Genomic DNA, 20597 nt, shown 5'->3' on the forward strand with positions numbered 1-20597 from the left:
CTGGATTGCCGTCACCGGGACTTTCGAAACTCCTCTCGTCCGTTCAGTCGTCCTGCTCGTTTTCGTCGATGGGAAGAAAGTCGGGTCGTTCGCCCGATTCGACGCCTGCAGACCGGAGCCGATTTCGATACTCCTCCGACCGGAACCTATCAGAGAGACGAGCATTTGCGACGATGACCAGGACGAACAGTCCGAAGACGAGGAACCCGGCGCCGATGATGGCGAGGAGCGCGGTCGCATCCTGTACCTGTTCCGGAACGCTGAGGAGACGAAGCGCGACGAGGAACCACGTGAGGAGCAGCCCGATTCCGGCGACGACGTGGATGGCTGCGATGGCCTGCATCAGCTTGTTGCCCAGTTCACCGCTCCCCTCCGGAACCTCGTCCGGCTGTGGCAACTGGTTACTGTCGGGCATCTCCGGCACGTCGTACTCTTCCATCGAGGCCAGCGCGACCGTCGGTTTCACGTCACGAAGCACCGTTCCGTGCCCCTCGACGCTCCCGTCGGGGTAGACGATCGCGTAGCCCTCGTCGGAGTACGCGAGTAGTTGCGGTTCGCCATCGCGGGTGATCCGCTCGACGACGGCGAACACCTCTCGGATAGCGATCCGGTGTTTCAGGTCGGCTTCGACGCGGTCGAGTAACTCGCGCCCCGTGACCCACGAGTCGGGGTCGAACGCGACCTCCCATTCTTCGAGCGTCATCTCCGCCATGTCTTCGGGGCCGAAGTTATCGAAATCGTACTTCTCGTCGACCTCGCGGCGGAGTTCCTCGCGGGATCTCTCTGGCACATCGTCGTCTGCGCCCGCCGTCCCACTGTCGGAGTCGGCCATTATCCGAAGGTTACGCTTCGACGGCTAAACATCTTCTGACATGCCGGACGTTTCGGACGCTTTAACGCTCCCCGGTCTAACCTCCGACTATGGTAGGCGAGGCGGCGATTGCGACTGTGGTCGCGCTAGTCGTGACTGCGAGCTTTCCGTTCTATCTCTACGGTGCGTGGGTCATCATCGACGCCGAGACGGTGACGTGGGGCGTTCTCACGTACCACCTGAAGATAATCCTCGTCGGCCTGCTGTTGACGACGATCCCCGTCGTCGTGTGGATGGCTCCGCGCCTTCTCGATCAGTTGGGCGGCCTCGCGGCAGTCCACGTCTTCCTCGGATTGCAGGCCTACGCGATGCTGGTGCTCGCGCTCACCGGTATCGTCCGCATCTTCCAGGTCAAGCGCGCCCACGACCTGTACGGCGAACCGGATCACGAGGTTGACATCAGCGACCTCCACGAGAACATGGATTCGTGGCGCAAGCGCCTGCGCGTCGGTGTCGCTGGCTACGTCGTCTTCTGGCTGCTCGCGTGGCTGCTCGGTATGGCACGGTTTCTCATCCTCTACACCGATTACTTTTGAACCTTCGACCCAGTCTCGGTTTCAGTCTCAGTTTCAGTTTCAGCGTCCGGTCAGTTCCACGCTTCGCCACTGGCGAGGTCGACGCCATTGTCGAGTTGCGAAGACGGGCAGATATCTTCGAGGATGCAGTCTTCACAGTCGGGACTCCGGGCGGTGCAGGTCGCGCGACCGTGGCTGATGAACAGGTGGGTCAACCACTGCCAGTCCTCATCGGGAACGAACGACATGAGGTCGGTTTCGATGGTTTCCGGGCGTTCTTCCTCGGTCAGTCCCAGTCGGCGCGACAGTCGCTGGACGTGCGTATCCACGACGATGCCCTCTACCGTGTCGTGGCCGTGTTGAAGCACCACATTCGCCGTCTTGCGCCCGACACCTGTCAGGTCGGTTAACTCGGTCATGGTGTCCGGCACCTCGCCGTCGTGTTCTTCCACGATGGTCTGGCAGGCGCTCTGTATCCATTTCGCCTTGTTGTTGTAGTAGGTGATCGAACTCAGGTCGTCCGCGAGTTCCTCCACGTCAACGTTCGCGTAGTCTTCTGGCGACTGGTACTTCTCGAACAGGTGTTCTGTCTCCTTGTTCACGCGCTCGTCGGTACACTGTGCGGAGAGCATCACCGCGATGAGCAGTTCGAGCCGATCCGAGAAGTTGAGCGAGATGGTTGCATCCGGGTATTCGTCGTAGAGTCTGTCCACGATCTCGTCCAACTGTTCCTCTCGCGTTTCCAGTGGGTCACCCATAGCGAGAGTCTTGGATGGATGGGGTTTCAGTCGTTCGATATTCGCGGCGGCGTGGGAGAAGGGTCGGTCGACTTGTACTGAAATGTACTGATCTGTACTGGCGCTAGACGATACTCCGAGGAGTTGGGCCAGCTACGGAATGTGCTCGGCGAGCCATGTTTGCTCGAGCACCAGCAGTCACCACAGTGCCACAAAGATCCGTCCGCGAATCCGATCCTCCAGAGATACCTACGCGACACATCGAGACGGCGTTTGTGAACTACCCCGCCCTACGCGCTACGCGCGTTGAGGACGGGGCTTCCTGCTTCGAGGACGCGCTTTGCAGGAACAACAGCAGTTCCCGTAGGGAGCGCAGTCTCCACAGGCGTTGATTCGGAGCATCCCGCTCCTACTTTCTTCAGACCACGAACGAGGATGTTGTACGCCGCGTTCCAGTCCCTATCCGCCGTGAATCCACACGATGGACTTGAATGTTCGCGGACCCACAACGGCTTATCGGACGACACACCGCACGCTGCACACTCTTTCGTCGTTCCTCGTGGGTTCACTGGAACGTAGTGCGTGCCTTCGCGTTCACACTTGTATTCAAGCATCCGGAGAAAAGTTTTCCATGCAGCGGATGCTCGGTTGCGTGAATTCGAATCGGACTGCATCATTCCAGCGACGTTCAGGTCTTCGACTGCTACAAGGTCATACTCTTTCGCGTAGTAGTTCGACAGCTTGTGCAAGAAGTCGCGGCGCTTCCGCCGGAGGTCGGCGTGACACTCTGCAACGCGACGGCGTTGCTTCTCGTAGTTGGCAGAGCCGTGTTGCTTCCGCGAGAGTTTTCGTTGCTCGCGTTCCAACCTGTTACGTTCCTCGGACAGATCGAGCGATTCGACGGCGGTTCCGTCGGTGTCGTGAGCGTACTTGAGAATCCCCACGTCGATACCCACCACGTCGGTGAGTTCATCGGGTTTCTCGGCAGTTTTACGGTCTACTTCGACGCCAAAGGTAGCAAACCATTCGCCCGTTGGCTCTTTCTTGAGCGTGACTTGCTTGAGTTTGGCGTCGTCCGGGATTGCGCGGTGGAGTCGTATCGGAATATCCGCGAGTTTCGAGAGTGACAGTACGGTCTGACCGCCCTTCTTGTCGAACTTGAAGCCAGATTGACTGTACGTGAGACTGCGAAACTCCCGAGGGGGCTTCCACTTGAGTTGACCAACGCCGTAGCCGTTCTTCTTGAGTCCCCCGAGCGACTTGATGTTGTCCTCAATTCGCATGACAGCAGTTTGCAAAACTGTCGAATACACGTCTGTGAGGCCATCCCACCAGTCTTTGAGGCTGGGGAGTTCGTCACGGATGGATCGAACACGTTGGTTGAGGGTTCCTGCGGCCTCAGGGATTTGATTGAAGCGGTAGAGTGCGTGGTTGTAGACTTGCCTACAGATATCGCGGTGGCGGTCCAACACCTCACGGTGAGTGTCGGACGGTTTGAGACGATATTTGTAGGCGTAGTACATCCGCTATTCGCGCTCCTCGATGAGTTCGTCCAACTTATCCTGAACGAACCGCGAGAGGTTCAGGTGATTGTCCTGAACCCACTCCTCTTGGTCGTCGCGGATCGTGATGTTCTTACGCGTTGCCATACAAGTATGATACACACGATACTGCATAAAGCCTACCGATTACGTGTTCCTGTGGGCCGGTCGTAGAACAGTGTATGAAAGACAATGACGGCGCTGTATCCCCTCCCTGCTCGCGCCATTCGGCGCTCCCTGAGGAAGGGGGCTTAGCGCCTGTAATTCAGCTAATCCCCAGTGACCGCTTCGACAGACTCCTCCGGCGCGGGGTCGGTGCTGTACATCACGACGAAGACGATGGCCGAGACGACGATGAACGCCGCCGCCGACCAGAAGGCGATGAACACGCTCGTCGCGTCCCAGATGGCCCCGATGAACACCGGGCCGCCGACCTGCCCGACCTTCCACGCGATCGAGCGAAGCGAGAGGCTGGACGCCACCGCGTCGAACTGCTCGCCTTCTTCCACGAACAGCGACATACTGGCGGGGAGGCGGAGACTGTCACCGATCCCGAGCACGGCGTAGGCCGCGAAGAGGACGAAGAAGGCTCCGGGGAGTACCATCTCGCTGCCGAACGCGCTGACGGTCGTATCGGAGATGTACTGGTGGGCCACGCCCGCGACGGGGATGAGGGCAGTCCCGAGCGCGTACACGAGCGCGCCCGCGAGAATGAATCTATACGTGTCATCTACTCTATCTGTCCAGTCGCCGACCTTCCCCTGCGTGAGCGATTTGGTCAGTTTCCCACCAGCCATGATACCGCCGATGACGAACGGGTTGATGCCGAACCCCTTGCGAGCGTAGATGGGGAGAAAGATGATGACCGCCATCTTCCCGACGCTGAACGAGAGCCGAAAGAACACGAGTGCCTTGATGGCCGAGCGACCGAGCAGCGTCTGGATGGTTTCGCGCCCGCTCGACTCCTCGGGGTCTTTACGGCCACCGGGATTGTCCCGAAGGAAGACGAGAACGGACAGAAAGGCCCCGATGGTGATGACCGAGAGCACGATGTACGTGAGTCTGAAATCGTAGAGGTAGAGCAGGAGTCCGCCGAAGATATCGCCGACGAGGCTGGAGAGCGCACCGACCTGATTGTAGGTTCCGATCCACAGCCCACGCGCGCCATCGTCGCTGATCTCGCCGACGACGGTCATCCCGGTGAGCCAGAGGATGCTCGCTGCCGTCCCCTGGAGGACGCGCATCAGGATGATGTGCGTGACGTTCTCGACGAACATGAAGCCGACGAACACCCCGACGTTGAGCAGCAGTCCGACCAGCAAGATTTGCTTCGAGTTGCGCGTGTCGATGTAGCGCCCGAGCGGGAGGACGATGAGGAGTTGTACCACCGCGAACGCCGTCCCGAACAGTCCCTCGACGGTGCTCGTCGTGTGGAACATATCGGCGTAGAGCGCCAGCGCGATCAGGATGGTCGAGTACGCCTGGCTCCGGGCGAACGCGGTGCTCGCCAGTGCGATGAACTCGCGGTCTTTGAACAGGCGGAGTGAGCTACCGCCACTCGTCTCTCCCGACACTGTTACGAATCGAAATAAACGAACGAGCTATAAGAATCTCTGCTTTGGGTCGCGGGATTGCCGAAAGTTCGATGACAGTTCAGTCGTCTTCGAGCGCGTCAGCGATGCGCTGGAGCTGTCGGGTCACGTCACGAACCTCGTCACGGAGTTGGCGAACCTCGCGCGTGAGCTCTTCGTTGCCGCCGGACTCACTGCCAGGGCCGCCCGGGCCGCCACCCATCGCACCGGGGCCGCCACCCATCATGCCGCCCATCATCTGGGCGAACGGGTTACCGCCCATGCCGCCTGGGCCGCCCGGACCGCCCTCGCCACCGCCGAGCGCCTCTTTCAGTCGCTCTTCGCGGTCTTCGTCGCCCTCTTCGGCTCGTTTCTCTCGAATCTCCTCGACGCGCTCTCGGAACGATTTCTCCTCTTCGTCGCCGTTCTCGTCTGGTTCTTCGTCTGGCATACCTCTGGGTTCTCCCGCACGCCCGAAAAGGGTTGTGTCCCATGCTGGCACGAGTAGGCAGACGATTCTCCTTGACACCACCTTCGAACGGGAGCTTATCCGGGACGAGTCGGCCACTAGGTCGTGAGAATTGGCCGTTACCGACGAATCGCTCCGAATAAACAACCACATCCAACTCTATCTCTCCGGACTAATCGAGTCCGATACTCGTCGCCGCCCGACTCACCCCACGTTACAGACGGTGAACGATGGAAACGGTTAGCGGGGTTAAAATTCGCCGGGAGCGATAGTGCAACGGACCCAAATGCCACATGGTTCTGTCGGTTCGGTGCTCGCCAGCCTGTCTGAGCGCCGCAACCGCTACGTGCTCTACTCGCTCGCTCGGCACGTCGGAACCGCCCCGATGGAACTGGAGGTGCTGGCGCGAGAGGTGGCCGCGTGGGAACGTGGCGTCTCGGTCGATTCCGTGTCGGACGAGGAGTTCGAAGCGGTGCTTGCCGACCTCACCCGGAACCGCTTGCCCACGCTCTCTCGACGTGGATTGGTCGAGTTCGACCCCCTCAGTGGGTTGGTCGGACGGCCACGATACACGTCTCCCGCAGCCACGCTCGTCGATTTTCTGTCTCGTATCGAACTCGCATCCCGATTCTGAGCGAACTCGCACCCCCACTCCGAACGAAATCGCATCCCGATTCTGAAACCTTAAACGCACGCAGGAACTTTCGACGTGTATGACCGAGGAGGAGGCTGCCCAGACGGTAGACGAGGAACCAGCCGAACAGGAGACGCCGGACGAAGACGTACTCGGCCCACAGGAGACCAGCCTCGTCGCGCGGGTCGCCATCGCAGACGAGAGCCTCGCCGCCGACGTAGAAGAACGCCTCGTCGCCATCGAATCGGAACGACAAGAACTCGAACACGAGGTGGACGACCTCGAAACGCGACTGAAACGAAAACAAGCTGACTTCCAGAACTACAAGAAGCGGGCGAAAAAGCGCCAGGAACAGCTCGAAAAGCGCGCGACCGAAGACCTCGTCAACCGTCTCATCGACGTGCGAGACAACCTGAAACGCGCCGTCGAAGAGGAACACGAGAACGTCGAGAGCCTGCGCGAGGGCGTCGAACTCACGCTGAAGGAACTCGACCGCGTGTTCGAAGACGAGAACGTCACCGAGATCGCTCCCGACCCCGGCGACGAAGTCGACCCTCAGCGACACGAGGTGATGCTCCGTATCGAGAGCGACCATCCCGAAGACACCATCGCGGATGTGTACCAGCCGGGATACGAGATGGCCGACAAAGTCCTCCAATCCGCGCAGGTCACCGTCAGCGACGGAAACGGTGCCGAGGACGACGAGAATAGTGTAGAATAGGTTCGCATAGGGAGTGGGATGGGGCTGTGTGAAAGATGGGTCCGTGATTGAAAGATCTGTGCGGGCGGTCGGTGGCCGGATGGTGTACCGGTTCATCATAAATCTCCCGGATGGGAGCGAGTAACGCACACCGAATCGCAAGCAAGCGCGGGGATTGTTCTCAGCGGCACGTCGTGACATCTAGTAACCTTTAACCGGCGCAAACGGGTAGGTTGGCCCAACAATGGCGAGTAACAAGATACTGGGTATCGACCTTGGTACCACGAACAGCGCGTTCGCGGTGATGGAGGGTGGCGACCCGGAGATTATCGTCAACGGTGAAGGCGACCGAACGACCCCCTCGGTCGTCGCGTTCTCCGATGACGGCGAACGACTTGTGGGTAAACCGGCCAAGAATCAGGCGGTTCAGAACCCCGAAAAGACGATCCAGTCCATCAAGCGCCACATGGGCGACGACGACTACACCGTCGAGATCGAAGGTGAAGAATACACCCCAGAGCAGATCTCGGCGATGATCCTCCAGAAGACCAAACGTGACGCCGAGGAGTACCTCGGTGACGACGTCGAGAAGGCCGTCATCACGGTTCCTGCGTACTTCAACGACAAGCAGCGACAGGCCACGAAAGACGCAGGCGAGATCGCGGGCTTCGACGTGGAACGCATCGTCAACGAACCGACCGCGGCGTCGATGGCGTACGGGCTGGACGACGAGTCCGACCAGACCGTTCTCGTCTACGACCTCGGTGGTGGCACGTTCGACGTTTCTATCCTCGACCTCGGTGGAGGCGTCTACGAAGTGGTCGCCACGAACGGTGACAACGACCTCGGTGGGGACGACTGGGACGAAGCTATCATCGACTACCTCGCCGAAGAGTTCGAGTCCGAACATGGCATCGACCTCCGCGAAGACCGACAGGCTCTCCAGCGGCTCAAGGACGCCGCCGAAGAGGCGAAGATCGAACTCTCTTCGCGCAAGGAGACAGACATCAACCTCCCGTTCATCACGGCGACCGACGACGGCCCGGTTCACTTAGAAGATAGCCTCACTCGCGCGAAGTTCGAGTCCCTGACCAGCGACCTCATCGACCGAACCGTCGAACCGACCGAGCAGGCACTCTCGGACGCGGGCTACGAAAAGAGCGACATCGACGAAGTCATCCTCGTCGGTGGCTCCACGCGCATGCCGCAGGTCGCCGAGAAGGTCGAAGAACTGACCGGCCAGGAGCCGAAAAAGAACGTCAACCCCGACGAAGCTGTCGCGCTCGGTGCGGCCATCCAGGGTGGCGTCCTCTCCGGCGACGTGGACGACATCGTCCTGCTCGACGTGACGCCGCTCTCGCTCGGCATCGAGGTCAAAGGTGGCCTGTTCGAGCGACTCATCGACAAGAACACGACCATCCCGACCGAGGAGTCGAAGATATTCACGACGGCAGCGGCCAACCAGACATCGGTGCAGGTGCGCGTCTTCCAAGGTGAGCGCGAGATCGCCAACGAGAACGAACTCCTCGGAGAGTTCCACCTCGCAGGCATCCCACCTGCTCCGGCCGGAACGCCACAGATCGAGGTGTCGTTCAACATCGACGAGAACGGTATCGTCAACGTCTCCGCCGAAGACCAGGGCTCGGGTAACAGCGAAGAGATCACCATCGAAGGTGGCGCTGGTCTCTCGGACGAAGAGATCGATCGTATGCAGGAAGAGGCCGAAAAGCACGCCGAAGAGGACGAAGAGCGCCGCGAACTCATCGAAGCGCGGAACGCCGCCGAAGGCGCAGTCCAGCGCGCCGAGACGCTCCTCGAAGAGAACGAGGAGAACATCGACGACGACCTCGAAGCCGACATCCGTGACGCGATGGAGGAGGTCGAAGAGACGCTCGAAGACGACGACGCGGACAAAGACGACCTCGAAGCGGCGACCGAGAACCTGAGCAAATCGCTTCAGGAGATCGGCAAGCAGATGTACGAGCAACAGCAGCAGGCCCAGCAAGCCGGTGCCGCAGGCCCCGGTGGCATGGGCGGTATGGGCGGCGGCGCAGGTCCCGGTGCTGGTGCTGCCGGTGCTGAAGGCGCTGGCGACCAGAACGCGGACGAGTATGTCGACGCCGACTTCGAAGACGTGGACGATAACGACGAATAACGTTCTCGTTCGCCGATCAGAACGTCACGTTCTGGTGACGTGGACGACGAAGAGTAGACGGACGATTCAAGTACTATCATACTTTATCGAGGAATAACTGATGAGCGAGGACTTCTACGACGTGCTCGGTGTCGGTCGGGACGCTGACGAGGACGAGATCAAGCAGGCGTACCGCAAGAAAGCCGCCCAGTACCATCCGGACGTGAGCGACGAACCGGATGCAGAAGAGAAGTTCAAGAAGGTGAAGAAGGCGAAGGAAGTACTCACCGACGACCAGAAGCGCCAGGCCTACGACCAGATGGGCCACGACCGCTTCGAACAGGCCGAGAAGCACGGCGGCTTCGACGGCGCTGGCGGAGCGGGCGCTGCTGGCGGTGGCCCCTTCGGCGGTGGCGGCGGCATGGGTGGCATGGGCGACATCTTCGACCAGTTCTTCGGTGGCGGGAGTCGTAACCCGAACCGACCCAGACAGGGATCGAACCTCCGAACTGGACTGGAGATCGACCTCGAAGAGGCCTACGAAGGCGCGAAAAAGCAGGTGACTGTTCGACGACCGGAACGCTGTGACACTTGCGACGGGAAGGGTCACCCACCGGGAACCGACGTCTCGACCTGTCCCGAGTGTCGCGGACAGGGACAGGTCACGCAGGTACAACAGACGCCGTTCGGTCGCGTCCAGCAGTCGCGCACCTGCCCGCGTTGTGAGGGTGAAGGCGAACTGTACGACGAGACGTGCGACGACTGTGGCGGCGACGGTGTCGTCCATCGGCAGGCGAAACTTCAGGTCGACATCCCCGAAGGCATCGCAGACGGGCAGACCCTCCAGATGGAGGGCGAAGGTGCGCCGGGCGAGAACGGCGGGCCGAACGGTGACCTGCTCATCGAAGTCCGGGTGCGCGAGCATCCGGATTTCGAACGCGACGGAGCAGACCTCTTCTATCGTACGCCCATCTCGTTCCCGCAAGCCGTATTCGGTGACGAAGTCGAAATTCCGACGCTCGACGGCTCGGTCGAGATGGACGTTCCGGCAGGCACGCAGAGTGGTGAGACGTTCCGACTGCGCGGGAAAGGGATGCCGTATCTCCGGCGACGAGGGCACGGCAACCTCCACGTGAAGGTCCAGGTCGTCACGCCCGAATCGCTGAACAAAGAGCAACGGGAGGCCCTCGAAGCGTTCGCCGAGGCCGGTGGCGAAGAGGTGGACGTCGGCCAGGGCTTCTTCGAACGGATCAAGAACAGCTTCTAATTTCCACCTTCGGGCCGAACGAGCTAAGACCGTGCGCCCCGTTGTTAGTTAGCGTCTCCCTCGAATGACTCGGCTCACATTCTCGCGTCGGCGGTTCGTGCAGACACTCGTTGGAACGAGCGCAGTGGTCGGTCTGGCTCGCGGACAGGCGACGACGTTCGAACTCGGCGGGCAACTGTCCGGTTGGATCGGTCGGGCACCGGAGGCGATCGCCGACGAGACGAATCCGACACTTCGGATGCAGGTCGGCAAGACCTACGTGGTCGCGTGGGAGAACATCGACGGCGAACCGCACAACTTCGCCATCGGGGATGGGTCGGGGAACGTCCTGAAAGAGACCGAAGTGGTGAGTGAGAAAGGGGCGCTACAGACGGTCGAGTTCACCGCGAAACCAGCCATGTCGACGTACTTTTCGCAGGTCGACGAGGAGACGATGCGCGGGAAGATCGTGACGTCCCAGCCGACGACCACGAACGGAACCGCGACGATGAGTGCCACCACGACTACGAACACGAACACCACGACCACCACAGCTACCTCGACGACTTCGACGACAACGACTCCCACGGCAACCGAATCGACGGCGACGCAAACAGGGACGGCCACGACGAAACCGACGGGAACCACGACGACCGACGACGGACTGCGAGGGTTCGGCGTTCTGGCAGCACTCGGGAGCCTGGCGAGTCTCGCGTATCTCCTCCGGCGAAACGAGTAGCGACCACACGAGTGAAACGAGTGGCGGTCACGATCACTACCACACAGCGTGGGGAGGGCCACCGCCACAGCACGGTGCGTCGTGCCGACCGACACACGACGTGCTATCGAGTTTTCCTCACTCTATCGCTGGTGATACAACCGTCGGGCTTTTGCACACCCCACGACGAGAGTCGGCATGGACACGTTCGCCGACCTCGTCGCCCGCGAGCGACGAAGCGACGACCCGGTTCTGGCGGTTCCGGACACGCGGGGGTACGATTACCATCGGTTTCTCACGACGGCGTGGAAGACGGGGAACTTCCTTCGTCATCTGGGGGTGCGAGAAGGGGTGACGGTCGGTATCGTCACCTCGTCAGCAGCACAGCCACTCCTCGGTTTTCTCGGGAGCGTCCTGCTCGGTGCAGGTGTCTGGTTCGATCCACCGAATGACGTGGATGCGCGGGTGCTCCTCGCGCCCGAAGAGGCTGTCGGCGAGTACGACCTTCCGCCCGGCGGTCAGTACGTCTCCTACGGCAGGCCGGTGGACAACCCCCGCGTTTCGCACTTCGAGGAAGACGTGTGGAGCGAAAACCCGGTGTTTCCCGAGACACCACTTCCACCCGAGACGACCGCACTCACAGGAGAACGGGAGATCACCCACGCGGAACTGCTCGACGCAGGGAAATCGGTTGCGGAAGAGTGGCACTTCGACCCTGGTGATTCGGTCGTCCTTCGTGCGCCCCTCTCCAACCCGCGGGCGGTCGCCGCTGGAGTCGTCGCCCCGCTGATCGGTGGTGCCGAGATCGTCCTCGACACCGACCGTGTCGGCGATTTTGCTGTCGCTATCGAGGATGCACCAGAAAAAACGGTCGTACAGGTCGCGGACGTTCCGCTTTCGTTCGGTTCTTCGATCTAGTTCGCGTCTTCGAGCTTTTCTAGCGAATCGGGATTTTCGATACTGCTCATGTCCCCGAGGTCTTCACCCGTGTACGTCGCCTCGATAGCCCGGCGGATGATCTTTCCACTCTGTGTCTTCGGGAACTCGTCCACGAAGAGGATCTCGCGTGGACGGAACGGCTTCCCAAGTTCGTCGCCGACCTGCTCGCGAAGATCCGCCCGAAGGTCGTCGGTTGGTTCGTAGCCCGATTCGAGGATGGCGTAGGCGACGACGGCTTGCCCAGTTGTATCGTCCGGCACGCCGACCGCCGCCGCCTGGTTCACCGACTCGTGGTCGATGAGCGCCCCTTCGACTTCGGCGGGACCGACCTTTCGTCCGGCGACGTTGATGGCGTCGTCGGCGCGTCCGTGGAGGAACCAGAATCCGTCTTCGTCCTTCTGCGCCCAATCGCCGTGATCCCACATGTCCTCGAAGGTCGACCAGTACTCCTTCAGGTAGCGTTCGTCGCCCGACCAGAGCGATTTGGTCATCGACGGACAGGAGTCTCGGGCGACGAGGAAGCCGCGCTCGTGCGTGTCTGCGATGGACTCGCCCTGCGAGTCGACGATGTCGATGTTCATCCCGAGGCCCGGCCCACCGAGCGTGCAGGGTTTGAGCGATTGGATGGGCATCGGCATGAGGAAACAGCCACAGATCTCGGTACCGCCGGAGATGTTGATGATGGGTGCTTCGCTCCCACCGACGTTCTCGTAGAACCAGACCCACGATTCGGGGTCCCACGGTTCGCCGGTCGAACCGAGCAGGCGAAGCGACGAGAGATCGTGGTCGGAAAGCCATTCGTCGCCGTACTTTCGGAGTGCGCGGATCGCCGTCGGCGAGATGCCGAACATCGTCAGGCCGTGTCGGTCGATCATCTCCCAGAATCGATCCGGTTCCGGGTGGTCGGGCGCGCCTTCGTACATGAAGACGGTGCCGCCGAAGGCGTGGTTCCCGATGAGCGTCCATGGGCCCATCATCCACCCGATGTCGGACACCCAGAAGAACCGGTCTGTATCCTTGTGGTCGAAGCCGAAGTAGATCTCTTTCGCACACTGCATCAACTGCCCGGCGTGGGTGTGGACGATGCCTTTCGGCTTGCCCGTCGTTCCCGAGGAGTACAGCAACATCGCCTCGTCGCTGGCGTCGAGTTCCTTCGTCTCGTACTCGTCGTCCTGTGTGAGAACGGCCTCGTCCCATCGCTCGTCGCGCTCGTCGTCCCACGCGATATCCGCGCCCAACCGGTCGTAGACGATGGTGTGCTCGACGTGGCCGACCTGTTCGATGGCCTCGTCCGCCGTGTCCTTCAGGACGATCTCGCCACCGCGGCGGTAGAATCCATCGCCCGTGAACAACACCGAACACTCCGAGTCCTCGATGCGCGTCGCCGTCGCGTCCGTCCCGAATCCGGAGAAGATGGGCACGGCGATCGCACCGACTTTGAGGATTCCGTAGAGGATCGAGATGACCTCCGGTACCATCGGCATGTAGAGGCCGACGGTATCGCCCGTCTCGATACCGCGCTCTTCGAGGGCGTTCGCTACTCTGTTCGACTCTCGGTGCAGTTCGTGGAACGTGATCTCCCGCACGTCTCCGGGTTCGCCTTCCCAGATGCAGGCGACCCGATTCCGATTCGGACTGTCGACCTGCGCGTGGCGGTCGACCACGTTGTGCGCGATGTTGATCGTTCCGCCCTGATACCACTCGGAGAACTGCGGCCCCTCGCTGTCGTCCCGGACGGTGTCGTAGTCCTCGTAGAACTCGATATCGAGATAGTCGACCAGTTCGTCCCAGAACCAATCAACGTCATTACACGTCCGGTCGATGAGTTCGTCGTAGTCCGCGATGTCGTGTTCCTGCATGAACTGCCACACGTTCGTGGATTCGACGAACTCTCGGTCGGGTTCGTGGACGATCTCGTCTACGTCCGCAAGCGTATCCATGGTGTACCCTCCATGTGTCAACGGTTGCATACCCGCCTCAAAATAGTTTACTTCACCGTGTCAGGGTAGTTCGCTCCCTTTGAGTTCGTCGAGTCGCTCGACGACTTGCTGGAGGTTCGCCACGTCCTCGATCTCGTCTCGGATGCGCTCGCGCGTCCGCACGTCGCTCGAATCGGCGTCGTAGGCGCGCACGTACTCGGCGCGTGAGTGCTCGTCGAACGCGTGGCGGATGGCGAAATAGCCGTCCGGAACGACTGCCCCGCACACCTTGCACTCTCGGCGCTCGTGCTCCGTCGTCTGGTGGACGATGGCATCTTCGACGCTCCCGAAGCGCTCCTCACAGCCATCGATGTCACATTCCCAGGCGGGCATTCGTATGTTGACTCTGTAATCCCGATGATAAAACCTTTTCTTGCCTGTCAGACGATGTTCCGAACCGCCGAAAGCTCCTCGATAGAGGCGGTAGCCCGTGAATCGTCTGATTTCGAGAGCCAGACACCTTCGAACCCGACCTGCTGTGCTGGAAGCACGTCCCGTTCGAGATCGTCGGCCACGAAGATGTACTCGCCTGCGGAGAGTTCGTCCATGGCGATCTCGAAGATCTCCGAGTCGGGCTTCTGCACGCCGACTTCACAGGATACCACGACGGCATCGAAAAACTCCGCGATACCGCCGCTTTCGAGCTTTTGTCGCTGGACGTGTCCAACGCCATTCGTCAGAACACCGAGCTCGTGGTCGCCCGCGAGTTCGGAGAGGAGGTCGTGAACACCGGCAGTGGTCTCGATGTTCGACACTTCGGTTTCGATCAGTGCTTCGGCAAACGAGTCCCCGTCCGTCGGCAGATCGAACTCGTCGCAGAGGTCGGCCATCGCAGTCCGGTAGGGTTCGGGGTGGCAGTCGGCGAAGTGATCGAAGAACCATGAACTGTAACTCTCACCGAGTTCGTCGTGGTCGGGAACGTCCAGACTTCGGCGGGCACGATCGAACATCTCTCCGAACGAGATGGAGGGATGAACCAGCGTTCCATCGAGGTCGAAGTAGATAGCAGTCATCTAACACGACTTTCGCGTCGGTTTACTTCTAGGTAGTGAAACCAGAACCACTATCGTGCAACCATACGAAGCAAACCATCGTGACCGACCGCGACGAGTTCCGGGTCGATATGCACGTCAAAGTGCTCGATGAACAGGTCGTTCGGCGAGCGAAAGAACGTGACCTCGACGCACTGGTGTATGCGCCGCATTTCGTTCGTCTCCCAGAGATTCGTCGGCGAGCAGAACGCTTTTCTGACGACGAGTTACTCGTCGTCCCCGGACGGGAGGTGTTCGCTGGCACGTGGCGCAATCGAAAACACGTGCTCGCCGTAGGACTCACCGAACCCGTTCCGGATTTCATTTCGCTCACGGGTGCCATGCGGGAGTTCGACAGGCAAGGAGCCGCCGTTCTGATTCCACACCCGGAGTTCCTGAACGTCGGCGTCTCCGAGGCGGACATTCGGGTTCACGGCGACGTCATCCACGCAGTCGAGACGTACAATCCGAAGCACCTCGAACGACACAATCGCCGAGCGAAACGAATCGTCGATTCGACTGAAAAACCCGCCTTCGGTTCGTCGTACGCACATCTTCGACGTTCCATCGGGGAGGTGTGGACTTCGCTAAAACGTCGAATCGAAACCGAAGCAGAACTGGTCGAACAGCTCCGTTCCGGTGGAATCAAACGTGTCGTCCACCGAAGCGGGCGTCACCACGAACTCCGACGGAGATTCGAGTTCGCGCATCTCGGCTGGGAGAACACGTGGGGGAAATTCGACCGCCTCATCCTCTCGGGGACGGAACCGACCCATCCCAGCGACGAGTTGTACGAGGATCGATTCGACGACGTACGAGTCTATTGAAGACCAGCAGCAGTGAGACCAGCGTCCACGACGAACTGTCGATGGACGAGTACCGACGCAATGAAAAGTTCCAACGCCGTCACCACGAGCGTCACCACCGTCGCGTGCCGACTGCTCACCGAGACGCCGAACGGTGCGCCGAACTCCTTCTCGTACGGGTAGAACAGCGCCAGCCCGCGCTTACTTCCGAGCATATCCAGTGCGTAGTGGGTGAGGATACCGATCCAGACGAACTGGAGATTGTCGAACACGATCGGAAAGTAGGCGAACAACGCCAGTACGGGCAGGTTGTGGAGGGTCTTTCTGTGTTTTCCGAAGGCAGTATCGACGTCCGGAAAGAGCGCGCCAAGGATGACCGGAACCCCGACTTCGATGATGGTGTAGAAGGTGATGGTGTCGCCAGACGGGTGTAAGATGTACCCGAGTCCGATGCTCAAGAGTGCGGCATTCAGGACGTGCTCTTTCCGATTCATTCGATTTTACGTCGCAGTGCGACGTATCAAGGTTTTCCCTTTCCGCCAAGTCCAGGTACCCCGGTTCAGTTCAGTTCGGAGAGCACGTCATCGAGCGCCTGTCGCGCGATCTGTGCTTTGATCTCCGTTCGGGTTCCGTCGAACTCGTATCGTTCGACCGTCGCATAGGTGTCGCCGGACTCCCACTCGCCAGCGTACGCGACCGCGATGAAGACGGTGCCGACCGGTTTCTCTGCCGATCCACCGGTCGGCCCTGCGATACCCGTCGTTGCAACGCCCCACGTCGTGCCGCTCACGTCGCGGACACCACGAGCCATCTGGCGGGCGACGGGTTCGCTCACCGCGCCGTGTTCGTCCAGTACCTCGCGGCTGACACCGAGGTGTTCCATCTTCGCGTCGTACGAGTAGGTGACGAACCCTCGGTCGAAGTAGTCGCTCGATCCCGCAACGTCGGTCAGAAGCGAACCGATCAGTCCGCCCGTACAGGATTCCGCGGTTGCGATCGTCGCACCCTCGGCGCGGAGTGTGTCTCCCAGGCGTTTCGCGACCGACGTGTTGTCTGTGTTCATGGGTGAACAGAGGAGGGTGGTGAGAAAGAAAGTACGGGGTCAGACCGTATCACGGTCGGTGTAGGTGATACGGTTCGTTATCTGGCCGTCTTCGTCGAACCGGTGGAAATCGGCGAAGCCGAACGAGACGCGCTCACCCCCCTGAACGCCCGTGAACCGCCCGCGAACGGCGACGGTGTCGTCACCGACGACCAGTTTGTCGATCTCGTGCTCGCCGTCTTCGAGTGGCCGGTCTTCGAGATAGAACTCGCGGAACTCGGCTATCCCCTGGAGGCTCTCCTGGCCGGGACGTTCGTAGACGATATCCTCGGCGAACAGTTCGAACACGTCCTCGTATGCTTCGGCATCGATGGCGTCGTAGTACGACCGAACGACGTCACGGTCTGTCGAAGATACCATAGCGAAAAGATACGCTTCAGGAGGCTAATCGTTTCGGGTCGAAAGAAAGACTTGCCAGTACTACGACCCCACGGGTATGGACTACGAGACGCCACTGTTCTTTCACGTGATGGCGTACGCGACGGATGCAGACCGCGACGTGATCGACATGGTGAGTGGCAATCCAGATTGGGGGTCGCCACCGGGTATCGCGGAGGGACTACACGAGTACGCCGACCTCGGCGGTGCGGATTTCCAGTACCCACCGAGCGAAGGGCTTCTCGAACTCCGTGCGGAGATCGCCGCCCGACGAAACGTCGATCGGTCGCAAGTGATCGTGACGTGTGGCGGTGGCGAAGCGAACTATCTGGCGATGGCTCGCGCGCTAGAACGCGATGCTGGAGACGAGTTCATCCTGACAGATCCCGTCTACCCCTACTATCCGGGGAAGACGAAGATGCTCGGCGCGACGGCGCGGTTCGTCGCCACCGACAACGATGGCCAACTCGACCCCGAAGCAGTGCGTGAGCAGGCGAGTGACGACACTGCGGCGATCATGGCCAACACGCCGAACAATCCCACCGGTGCGGTGTACGACGAAGCGACGATGCGTGAACTGGTCGCCATCGCCGAGGAGTACGACGCGCTCCTGGTGAGCGACGAAGTCTACGACCACTTCGACTTCTCGGGTGAGTTCACCAGCGCGCTGACGTTCGATTCCGAGCACCGAGTGGTGACGAACTCCTTTTCGAAGTCGTTAGCGATCACCGGTTTCCGGGTCGGCTACGCTATCTTCCCGCCCGAACTGGTGGACGTGGCGAAGACGCGCCACATGCTGACGAACGTGGCCGGGAGCCGTCCGGCGCAGTACGCGGTGCTCCACGCGCTCCAAGAGACGGGGGCCGAGTACTACGAGGAGAACCGTAAACTGCTCGAGTCGCGGGTCGAGACGTTCACCGATGCGCTGGACGAGGCGGGCGCTGATTACTCCCAACCGGACGGTGCTTTCTACGTCATGGCGCGATTCCCCGACTTTCCCGGCACGCTTTCGAACGTCGAACGACTCATCGACGAGGCCGGTGTGGCAGGGATGCCGGGCGAAGCCTTCGGCTCGTCACGCGACGATTGGTTCCGGTTCGCGCTCGTGACGCCGCGAGCCGAGGCGGCGGCGGAGCGACTGGCGACGTACTTCGAGTGATCGGCAGGCAATTCGACTCGAACGCTCGTCTGATATGCGTTATCGCCGAAGGAGAGGCGCACCCTTGCGGGTTAGGCAGACTGTCGGTCGCGGCAGGTGGTTCGTGGGGAGTTTCGACCGGAGGCGTCCAGCGGAGTTGGTTCCGGCTTGGTATATAAACTCTCGTTCGAGGGGGGTGGTGTCCGTGAACGTGTTTCGCCGATGTTTCCTGGGGTAACGTCTCCATGGTTCTCTCTTACGCTCACTCACGACAGCCTCGCGCCCGCACGCTCTTCGGCTGCCACCGCAATGACTGTCCGGAGTACCTCGAATTGCATCACCAGCCCCGGCGCGTGCTGGCGTGGTGGCGAGGCCAACGGGCGACCAAACCGGCAGCGCCAGAGTTCCCGCGCGAGGGACGAGCGACCGGGACTTTCACGACGATTTTTTCGCACCGTATACGCCCGAATGTACTGAAACGTACTGAAATGTACTGCCTGACGAAGAACGACCATGTCACGACCGATTCCAGCCGTCTTTTTGGTGTTCGACAGGTAACGTCCCGCTATGAACACGGACGATGTCGCGGAACTCATCGAATCTGGAATCGAAGACGCCGAAGCGACGGTGACGAACACGCGTGGCGACCACGACGAAGACCACCTCGCCGCGCTCGTCATCTCCCCGGCGTTCGAGGGAAAGACGCTGGTCGAACAGCACCAGATGGTGTACGATGCGCTCGGCGACCACATGACGACCGACATCCACGCGCTCGAAGTGAAGACCTACACGCCCGACGAGTACGAGAACCGGTAGCCGAAAGAACCGTCGCGGCTCAGCGGTTGGGGATCGACGCCTCGGAGATGTCGAGCACGCGATTTCGCAGTGCCTCTCCGGTGTCGGTGTCGAACAGGTGGATGGCCGCTTCCGGGATGTGGGCGACGACCTCCTCGCCTTCTTCTGCGGTTCGCATCCCGCCGAGCGTGACGACGAAGGTTCGTCGTTCTTCGGTTGGCTGTCCCTCTATCGACGGTTGACCTTCGATCGTCGGTGATCCGTCGCCCGTGTCGGCGAATCGGAGGTAGACGTTGTTCTCGTTGCCCATCGGTTCGACCACGTCGACGACGGTGCGGACATCGTGGTCGTCGCTTCCACGGTTGCCACTTCCGCGGTCGCCGTCCCCGATGGCGGAGATCTCGATGTCCTCCGGTCGGATACCGAGGGTGACTCGCGTCGTCTCACCCAGTTCGGAGTGCGTCTCGTTCGAGAGCGGATACTCGAAGTGTTCGCCGATGAGCGTATCGTCTTCCAGCGTCATCTCGAAGAAGTTCATCGACGGTTCGCCGATGAACCCGGCGACGAACCGATTCGCGGGTCGGTGATACGCCTCGATCGGCGTCGCCACCTGCTGTAACTTCCCGTCGTTCAGGATGGCGATGCGGTCGCCCATCGTCATCGCTTCCGTCTGGTCGTGGGTGACGTACACCGTCGTCACGCCGAGGTCCTCCTGCAACCGCTGGAGTTCGGTGCGCATCTGCGAGCGCAGTTTCGCGTCCAGGTTGGACAGCGGTTCGTCCATCAGGAACACCTCGGGGTCGCGCACGATGGCGCGCCCGAGCGCCACGCGCTGCTGTTGCCCGCCCGAGAGTTCGCCGGGTTTCCGGTCGATCAGGTCGGCGATACCCATCATCTCGGCCGTCTCCTCCACGCGCCGAACGATGTCGTCGTCCGGGAGGTCGGTCGATTCCTCCAGCCCGAAGCTCATGTTCTCCCGCACGGTCATGTGCGGGTAGAGCGCGTAGGACTGGAACACCATGGCGATGTTCCGCGTCGTCGGCGGTTGGTCGTTGATGACCGTCTCGTCGAGTCGAATCTCGCCCTGCGAGATGGTCTCCAGTCCGGCGATCATCCGGAGCGTGGTCGATTTCCCACAGCCGGAGGGACCGACGAGGACGAGAAACTCCCCGTCTTCGATCTCGACGTTCGCGTCGTCGACGGCGACGATCCGGTCGCCATCGTCGTCGAACACCTTCGTCACGCTGTCGAGTGTGAGTCTAGCCATCGTCCCGAGACCTCCAGTCTATCGTG

At 60.8% G+C, this 20597-nt stretch carries 23 protein-coding genes; 10 read left to right on the forward strand and 13 right to left on the reverse strand.

Going from position 1 to position 20597, the window contains the following annotated elements; all coding sequences use genetic code 11:
• Window positions 1-43: 43 nt before the first annotated feature.
• On the reverse strand, window positions 44-832 hold the full coding sequence (locus ACR3FE_RS07950; RefSeq protein ID WP_458206542.1) for a DUF7319 domain-containing protein: 789 nt from the start codon (window positions 830-832) through the stop codon (window positions 44-46).
• 89 nt (window positions 833-921) lie between these two features.
• On the opposite strand from ACR3FE_RS07950, the gene ACR3FE_RS07955 reads away from it, so the two are divergent.
• Window positions 922-1407: a DUF7321 family protein gene (locus ACR3FE_RS07955; RefSeq protein WP_458206543.1), complete on the forward strand. Its 486-nt coding sequence runs from the start codon at window positions 922-924 to the stop codon at window positions 1405-1407.
• 50 nt (window positions 1408-1457) lie between these two features.
• On the opposite strand, the gene nth is transcribed toward ACR3FE_RS07955, so the two are convergent.
• The 5 genes from nth to ACR3FE_RS07980 all read right to left on the reverse strand — a co-directional run bounded on the left by nth (window position 1458) and on the right by ACR3FE_RS07980 (window position 5686).
• Window positions 1458-2144 (reverse strand): endonuclease III, encoded by a 687-nt coding sequence (gene nth / locus ACR3FE_RS07960; protein WP_458206545.1) that lies wholly within the window; start codon window positions 2142-2144, stop codon window positions 1458-1460.
• A 269-nt stretch (window positions 2145-2413) separates the two neighbouring features.
• Window positions 2414-3646, reverse strand: a complete 1233-nt coding sequence (locus ACR3FE_RS07965; RefSeq protein WP_458206546.1) for an RNA-guided endonuclease InsQ/TnpB family protein — start codon at window positions 3644-3646, stop codon at window positions 2414-2416.
• Window positions 3647-3649: 3 nt separating this feature from the next.
• Window positions 3650-3772, reverse strand: a complete 123-nt coding sequence (locus ACR3FE_RS07970) for a hypothetical protein (RefSeq protein WP_458206547.1) — start codon at window positions 3770-3772, stop codon at window positions 3650-3652.
• Window positions 3773-3933: 161 nt separating this feature from the next.
• The gene (locus ACR3FE_RS07975; RefSeq protein ID WP_458206548.1) at window positions 3934-5238 is read right to left on the reverse strand and encodes an MFS transporter; all 1305 of its coding nucleotides are present in this window, start codon (window positions 5236-5238) and stop codon (window positions 3934-3936) included.
• 79 nt (window positions 5239-5317) lie between these two features.
• Window positions 5318-5686 carry a hypothetical protein gene (locus tag ACR3FE_RS07980; RefSeq protein ID WP_458206549.1) on the reverse strand — a complete coding sequence of 123 codons (369 nt, stop codon included), beginning with the start codon at window positions 5684-5686 and terminating at the stop codon, window positions 5318-5320.
• A gap of 304 nt (window positions 5687-5990) precedes the next feature.
• On the opposite strand from ACR3FE_RS07980, the gene ACR3FE_RS07985 reads away from it, so the two are divergent.
• From ACR3FE_RS07985 to ACR3FE_RS08010, 6 genes are all read left to right on the forward strand, one after another.
• Window positions 5991-6338 (forward strand): DUF7344 domain-containing protein, encoded by a 348-nt coding sequence (locus ACR3FE_RS07985; RefSeq protein ID WP_458206550.1) that lies wholly within the window; start codon window positions 5991-5993, stop codon window positions 6336-6338.
• 79 nt (window positions 6339-6417) lie between these two features.
• Complete coding sequence (locus ACR3FE_RS07990; protein ID WP_458206551.1) at window positions 6418-7059, forward strand: nucleotide exchange factor GrpE; 642 nt, start codon at window positions 6418-6420, stop codon at window positions 7057-7059.
• A 223-nt stretch (window positions 7060-7282) separates the two neighbouring features.
• Window positions 7283-9193, forward strand: a complete 1911-nt coding sequence (gene dnaK, locus ACR3FE_RS07995) for a molecular chaperone DnaK (RefSeq protein WP_458206552.1) — start codon at window positions 7283-7285, stop codon at window positions 9191-9193.
• Between the two features lie 100 nt (window positions 9194-9293).
• Window positions 9294-10439, forward strand: coding sequence for a molecular chaperone DnaJ (dnaJ, locus tag ACR3FE_RS08000; RefSeq protein WP_458206553.1), 1146 nt, complete (start codon window positions 9294-9296; stop codon window positions 10437-10439).
• Window positions 10440-10503: 64 nt separating this feature from the next.
• A complete protein-coding gene (locus ACR3FE_RS08005; protein WP_458206554.1) occupies window positions 10504-11157 on the forward strand; it encodes a cupredoxin domain-containing protein in 654 nt (217 codons plus the stop codon).
• Window positions 11158-11334: 177 nt separating this feature from the next.
• Window positions 11335-12054, forward strand: a complete 720-nt coding sequence (locus ACR3FE_RS08010) for a hypothetical protein (RefSeq protein ID WP_458206556.1) — start codon at window positions 11335-11337, stop codon at window positions 12052-12054.
• On the opposite strand, the gene ACR3FE_RS08015 is transcribed toward ACR3FE_RS08010, so the two are convergent.
• From ACR3FE_RS08015 to ACR3FE_RS08025, 3 genes are read right to left on the reverse strand one after another with little or no spacing between them, the layout of a single operon-like run.
• Entirely contained in the window at window positions 12051-14015 is a 1965-nt protein-coding gene (locus tag ACR3FE_RS08015; protein WP_458206557.1) for an AMP-binding protein, read from the reverse strand. The genes ACR3FE_RS08010 and ACR3FE_RS08015 overlap by 4 nt on opposite strands.
• A gap of 60 nt (window positions 14016-14075) precedes the next feature.
• Window positions 14076-14387, reverse strand: coding sequence for a DUF7565 family protein (locus tag ACR3FE_RS08020; RefSeq protein WP_458206558.1), 312 nt, complete (start codon window positions 14385-14387; stop codon window positions 14076-14078).
• Between the two features lie 47 nt (window positions 14388-14434).
• A complete protein-coding gene (locus tag ACR3FE_RS08025) occupies window positions 14435-15067 on the reverse strand; it encodes an HAD family hydrolase (RefSeq protein ID WP_458206559.1) in 633 nt (210 codons plus the stop codon).
• Window positions 15068-15177: 110 nt separating this feature from the next.
• Here ACR3FE_RS08025 and ACR3FE_RS08030 point away from each other — a divergent pair, with 110 nt between their 5' ends.
• On the forward strand, window positions 15178-15912 hold the full coding sequence (locus tag ACR3FE_RS08030; protein ID WP_458206736.1) for a PHP-associated domain-containing protein: 735 nt from the start codon (window positions 15178-15180) through the stop codon (window positions 15910-15912).
• Here ACR3FE_RS08030 and ACR3FE_RS08035 read toward each other — a convergent pair.
• The 3 genes from ACR3FE_RS08035 to ACR3FE_RS08045 all read right to left on the reverse strand — a co-directional run bounded on the left by ACR3FE_RS08035 (window position 15906) and on the right by ACR3FE_RS08045 (window position 17353).
• Window positions 15906-16385, reverse strand: coding sequence for a metal-dependent hydrolase (locus ACR3FE_RS08035; RefSeq protein WP_458206560.1), 480 nt, complete (start codon window positions 16383-16385; stop codon window positions 15906-15908). The genes ACR3FE_RS08030 and ACR3FE_RS08035 overlap by 7 nt on opposite strands.
• A 65-nt stretch (window positions 16386-16450) precedes the next feature.
• Complete coding sequence (locus ACR3FE_RS08040; protein ID WP_458206561.1) at window positions 16451-16954, reverse strand: CinA family protein; 504 nt, start codon at window positions 16952-16954, stop codon at window positions 16451-16453.
• Between the two features lie 39 nt (window positions 16955-16993).
• The gene (locus tag ACR3FE_RS08045; RefSeq protein WP_458206562.1) at window positions 16994-17353 is read right to left on the reverse strand and encodes a nuclear transport factor 2 family protein; all 360 of its coding nucleotides are present in this window, start codon (window positions 17351-17353) and stop codon (window positions 16994-16996) included.
• A 76-nt stretch (window positions 17354-17429) separates the two neighbouring features.
• Here ACR3FE_RS08045 and ACR3FE_RS08050 point away from each other — a divergent pair, with 76 nt between their 5' ends.
• Window positions 17430-18530 carry a pyridoxal phosphate-dependent aminotransferase gene (locus ACR3FE_RS08050; protein WP_458206563.1) on the forward strand — a complete coding sequence of 367 codons (1101 nt, stop codon included), beginning with the start codon at window positions 17430-17432 and terminating at the stop codon, window positions 18528-18530.
• A 546-nt stretch (window positions 18531-19076) separates the two neighbouring features.
• Window positions 19077-19325, forward strand: coding sequence for a BolA family protein (locus ACR3FE_RS08055; protein WP_458206564.1), 249 nt, complete (start codon window positions 19077-19079; stop codon window positions 19323-19325).
• A 19-nt stretch (window positions 19326-19344) separates the two neighbouring features.
• Here ACR3FE_RS08055 and ACR3FE_RS08060 read toward each other — a convergent pair whose 3' ends face one another.
• Window positions 19345-20571 (reverse strand): ABC transporter ATP-binding protein, encoded by a 1227-nt coding sequence (locus ACR3FE_RS08060; RefSeq protein WP_458206565.1) that lies wholly within the window; start codon window positions 20569-20571, stop codon window positions 19345-19347.
• Between the last annotated feature and the right edge of the window lie 26 nt (window positions 20572-20597).

The organism is Haladaptatus rarus, from assembly GCF_054177585.1.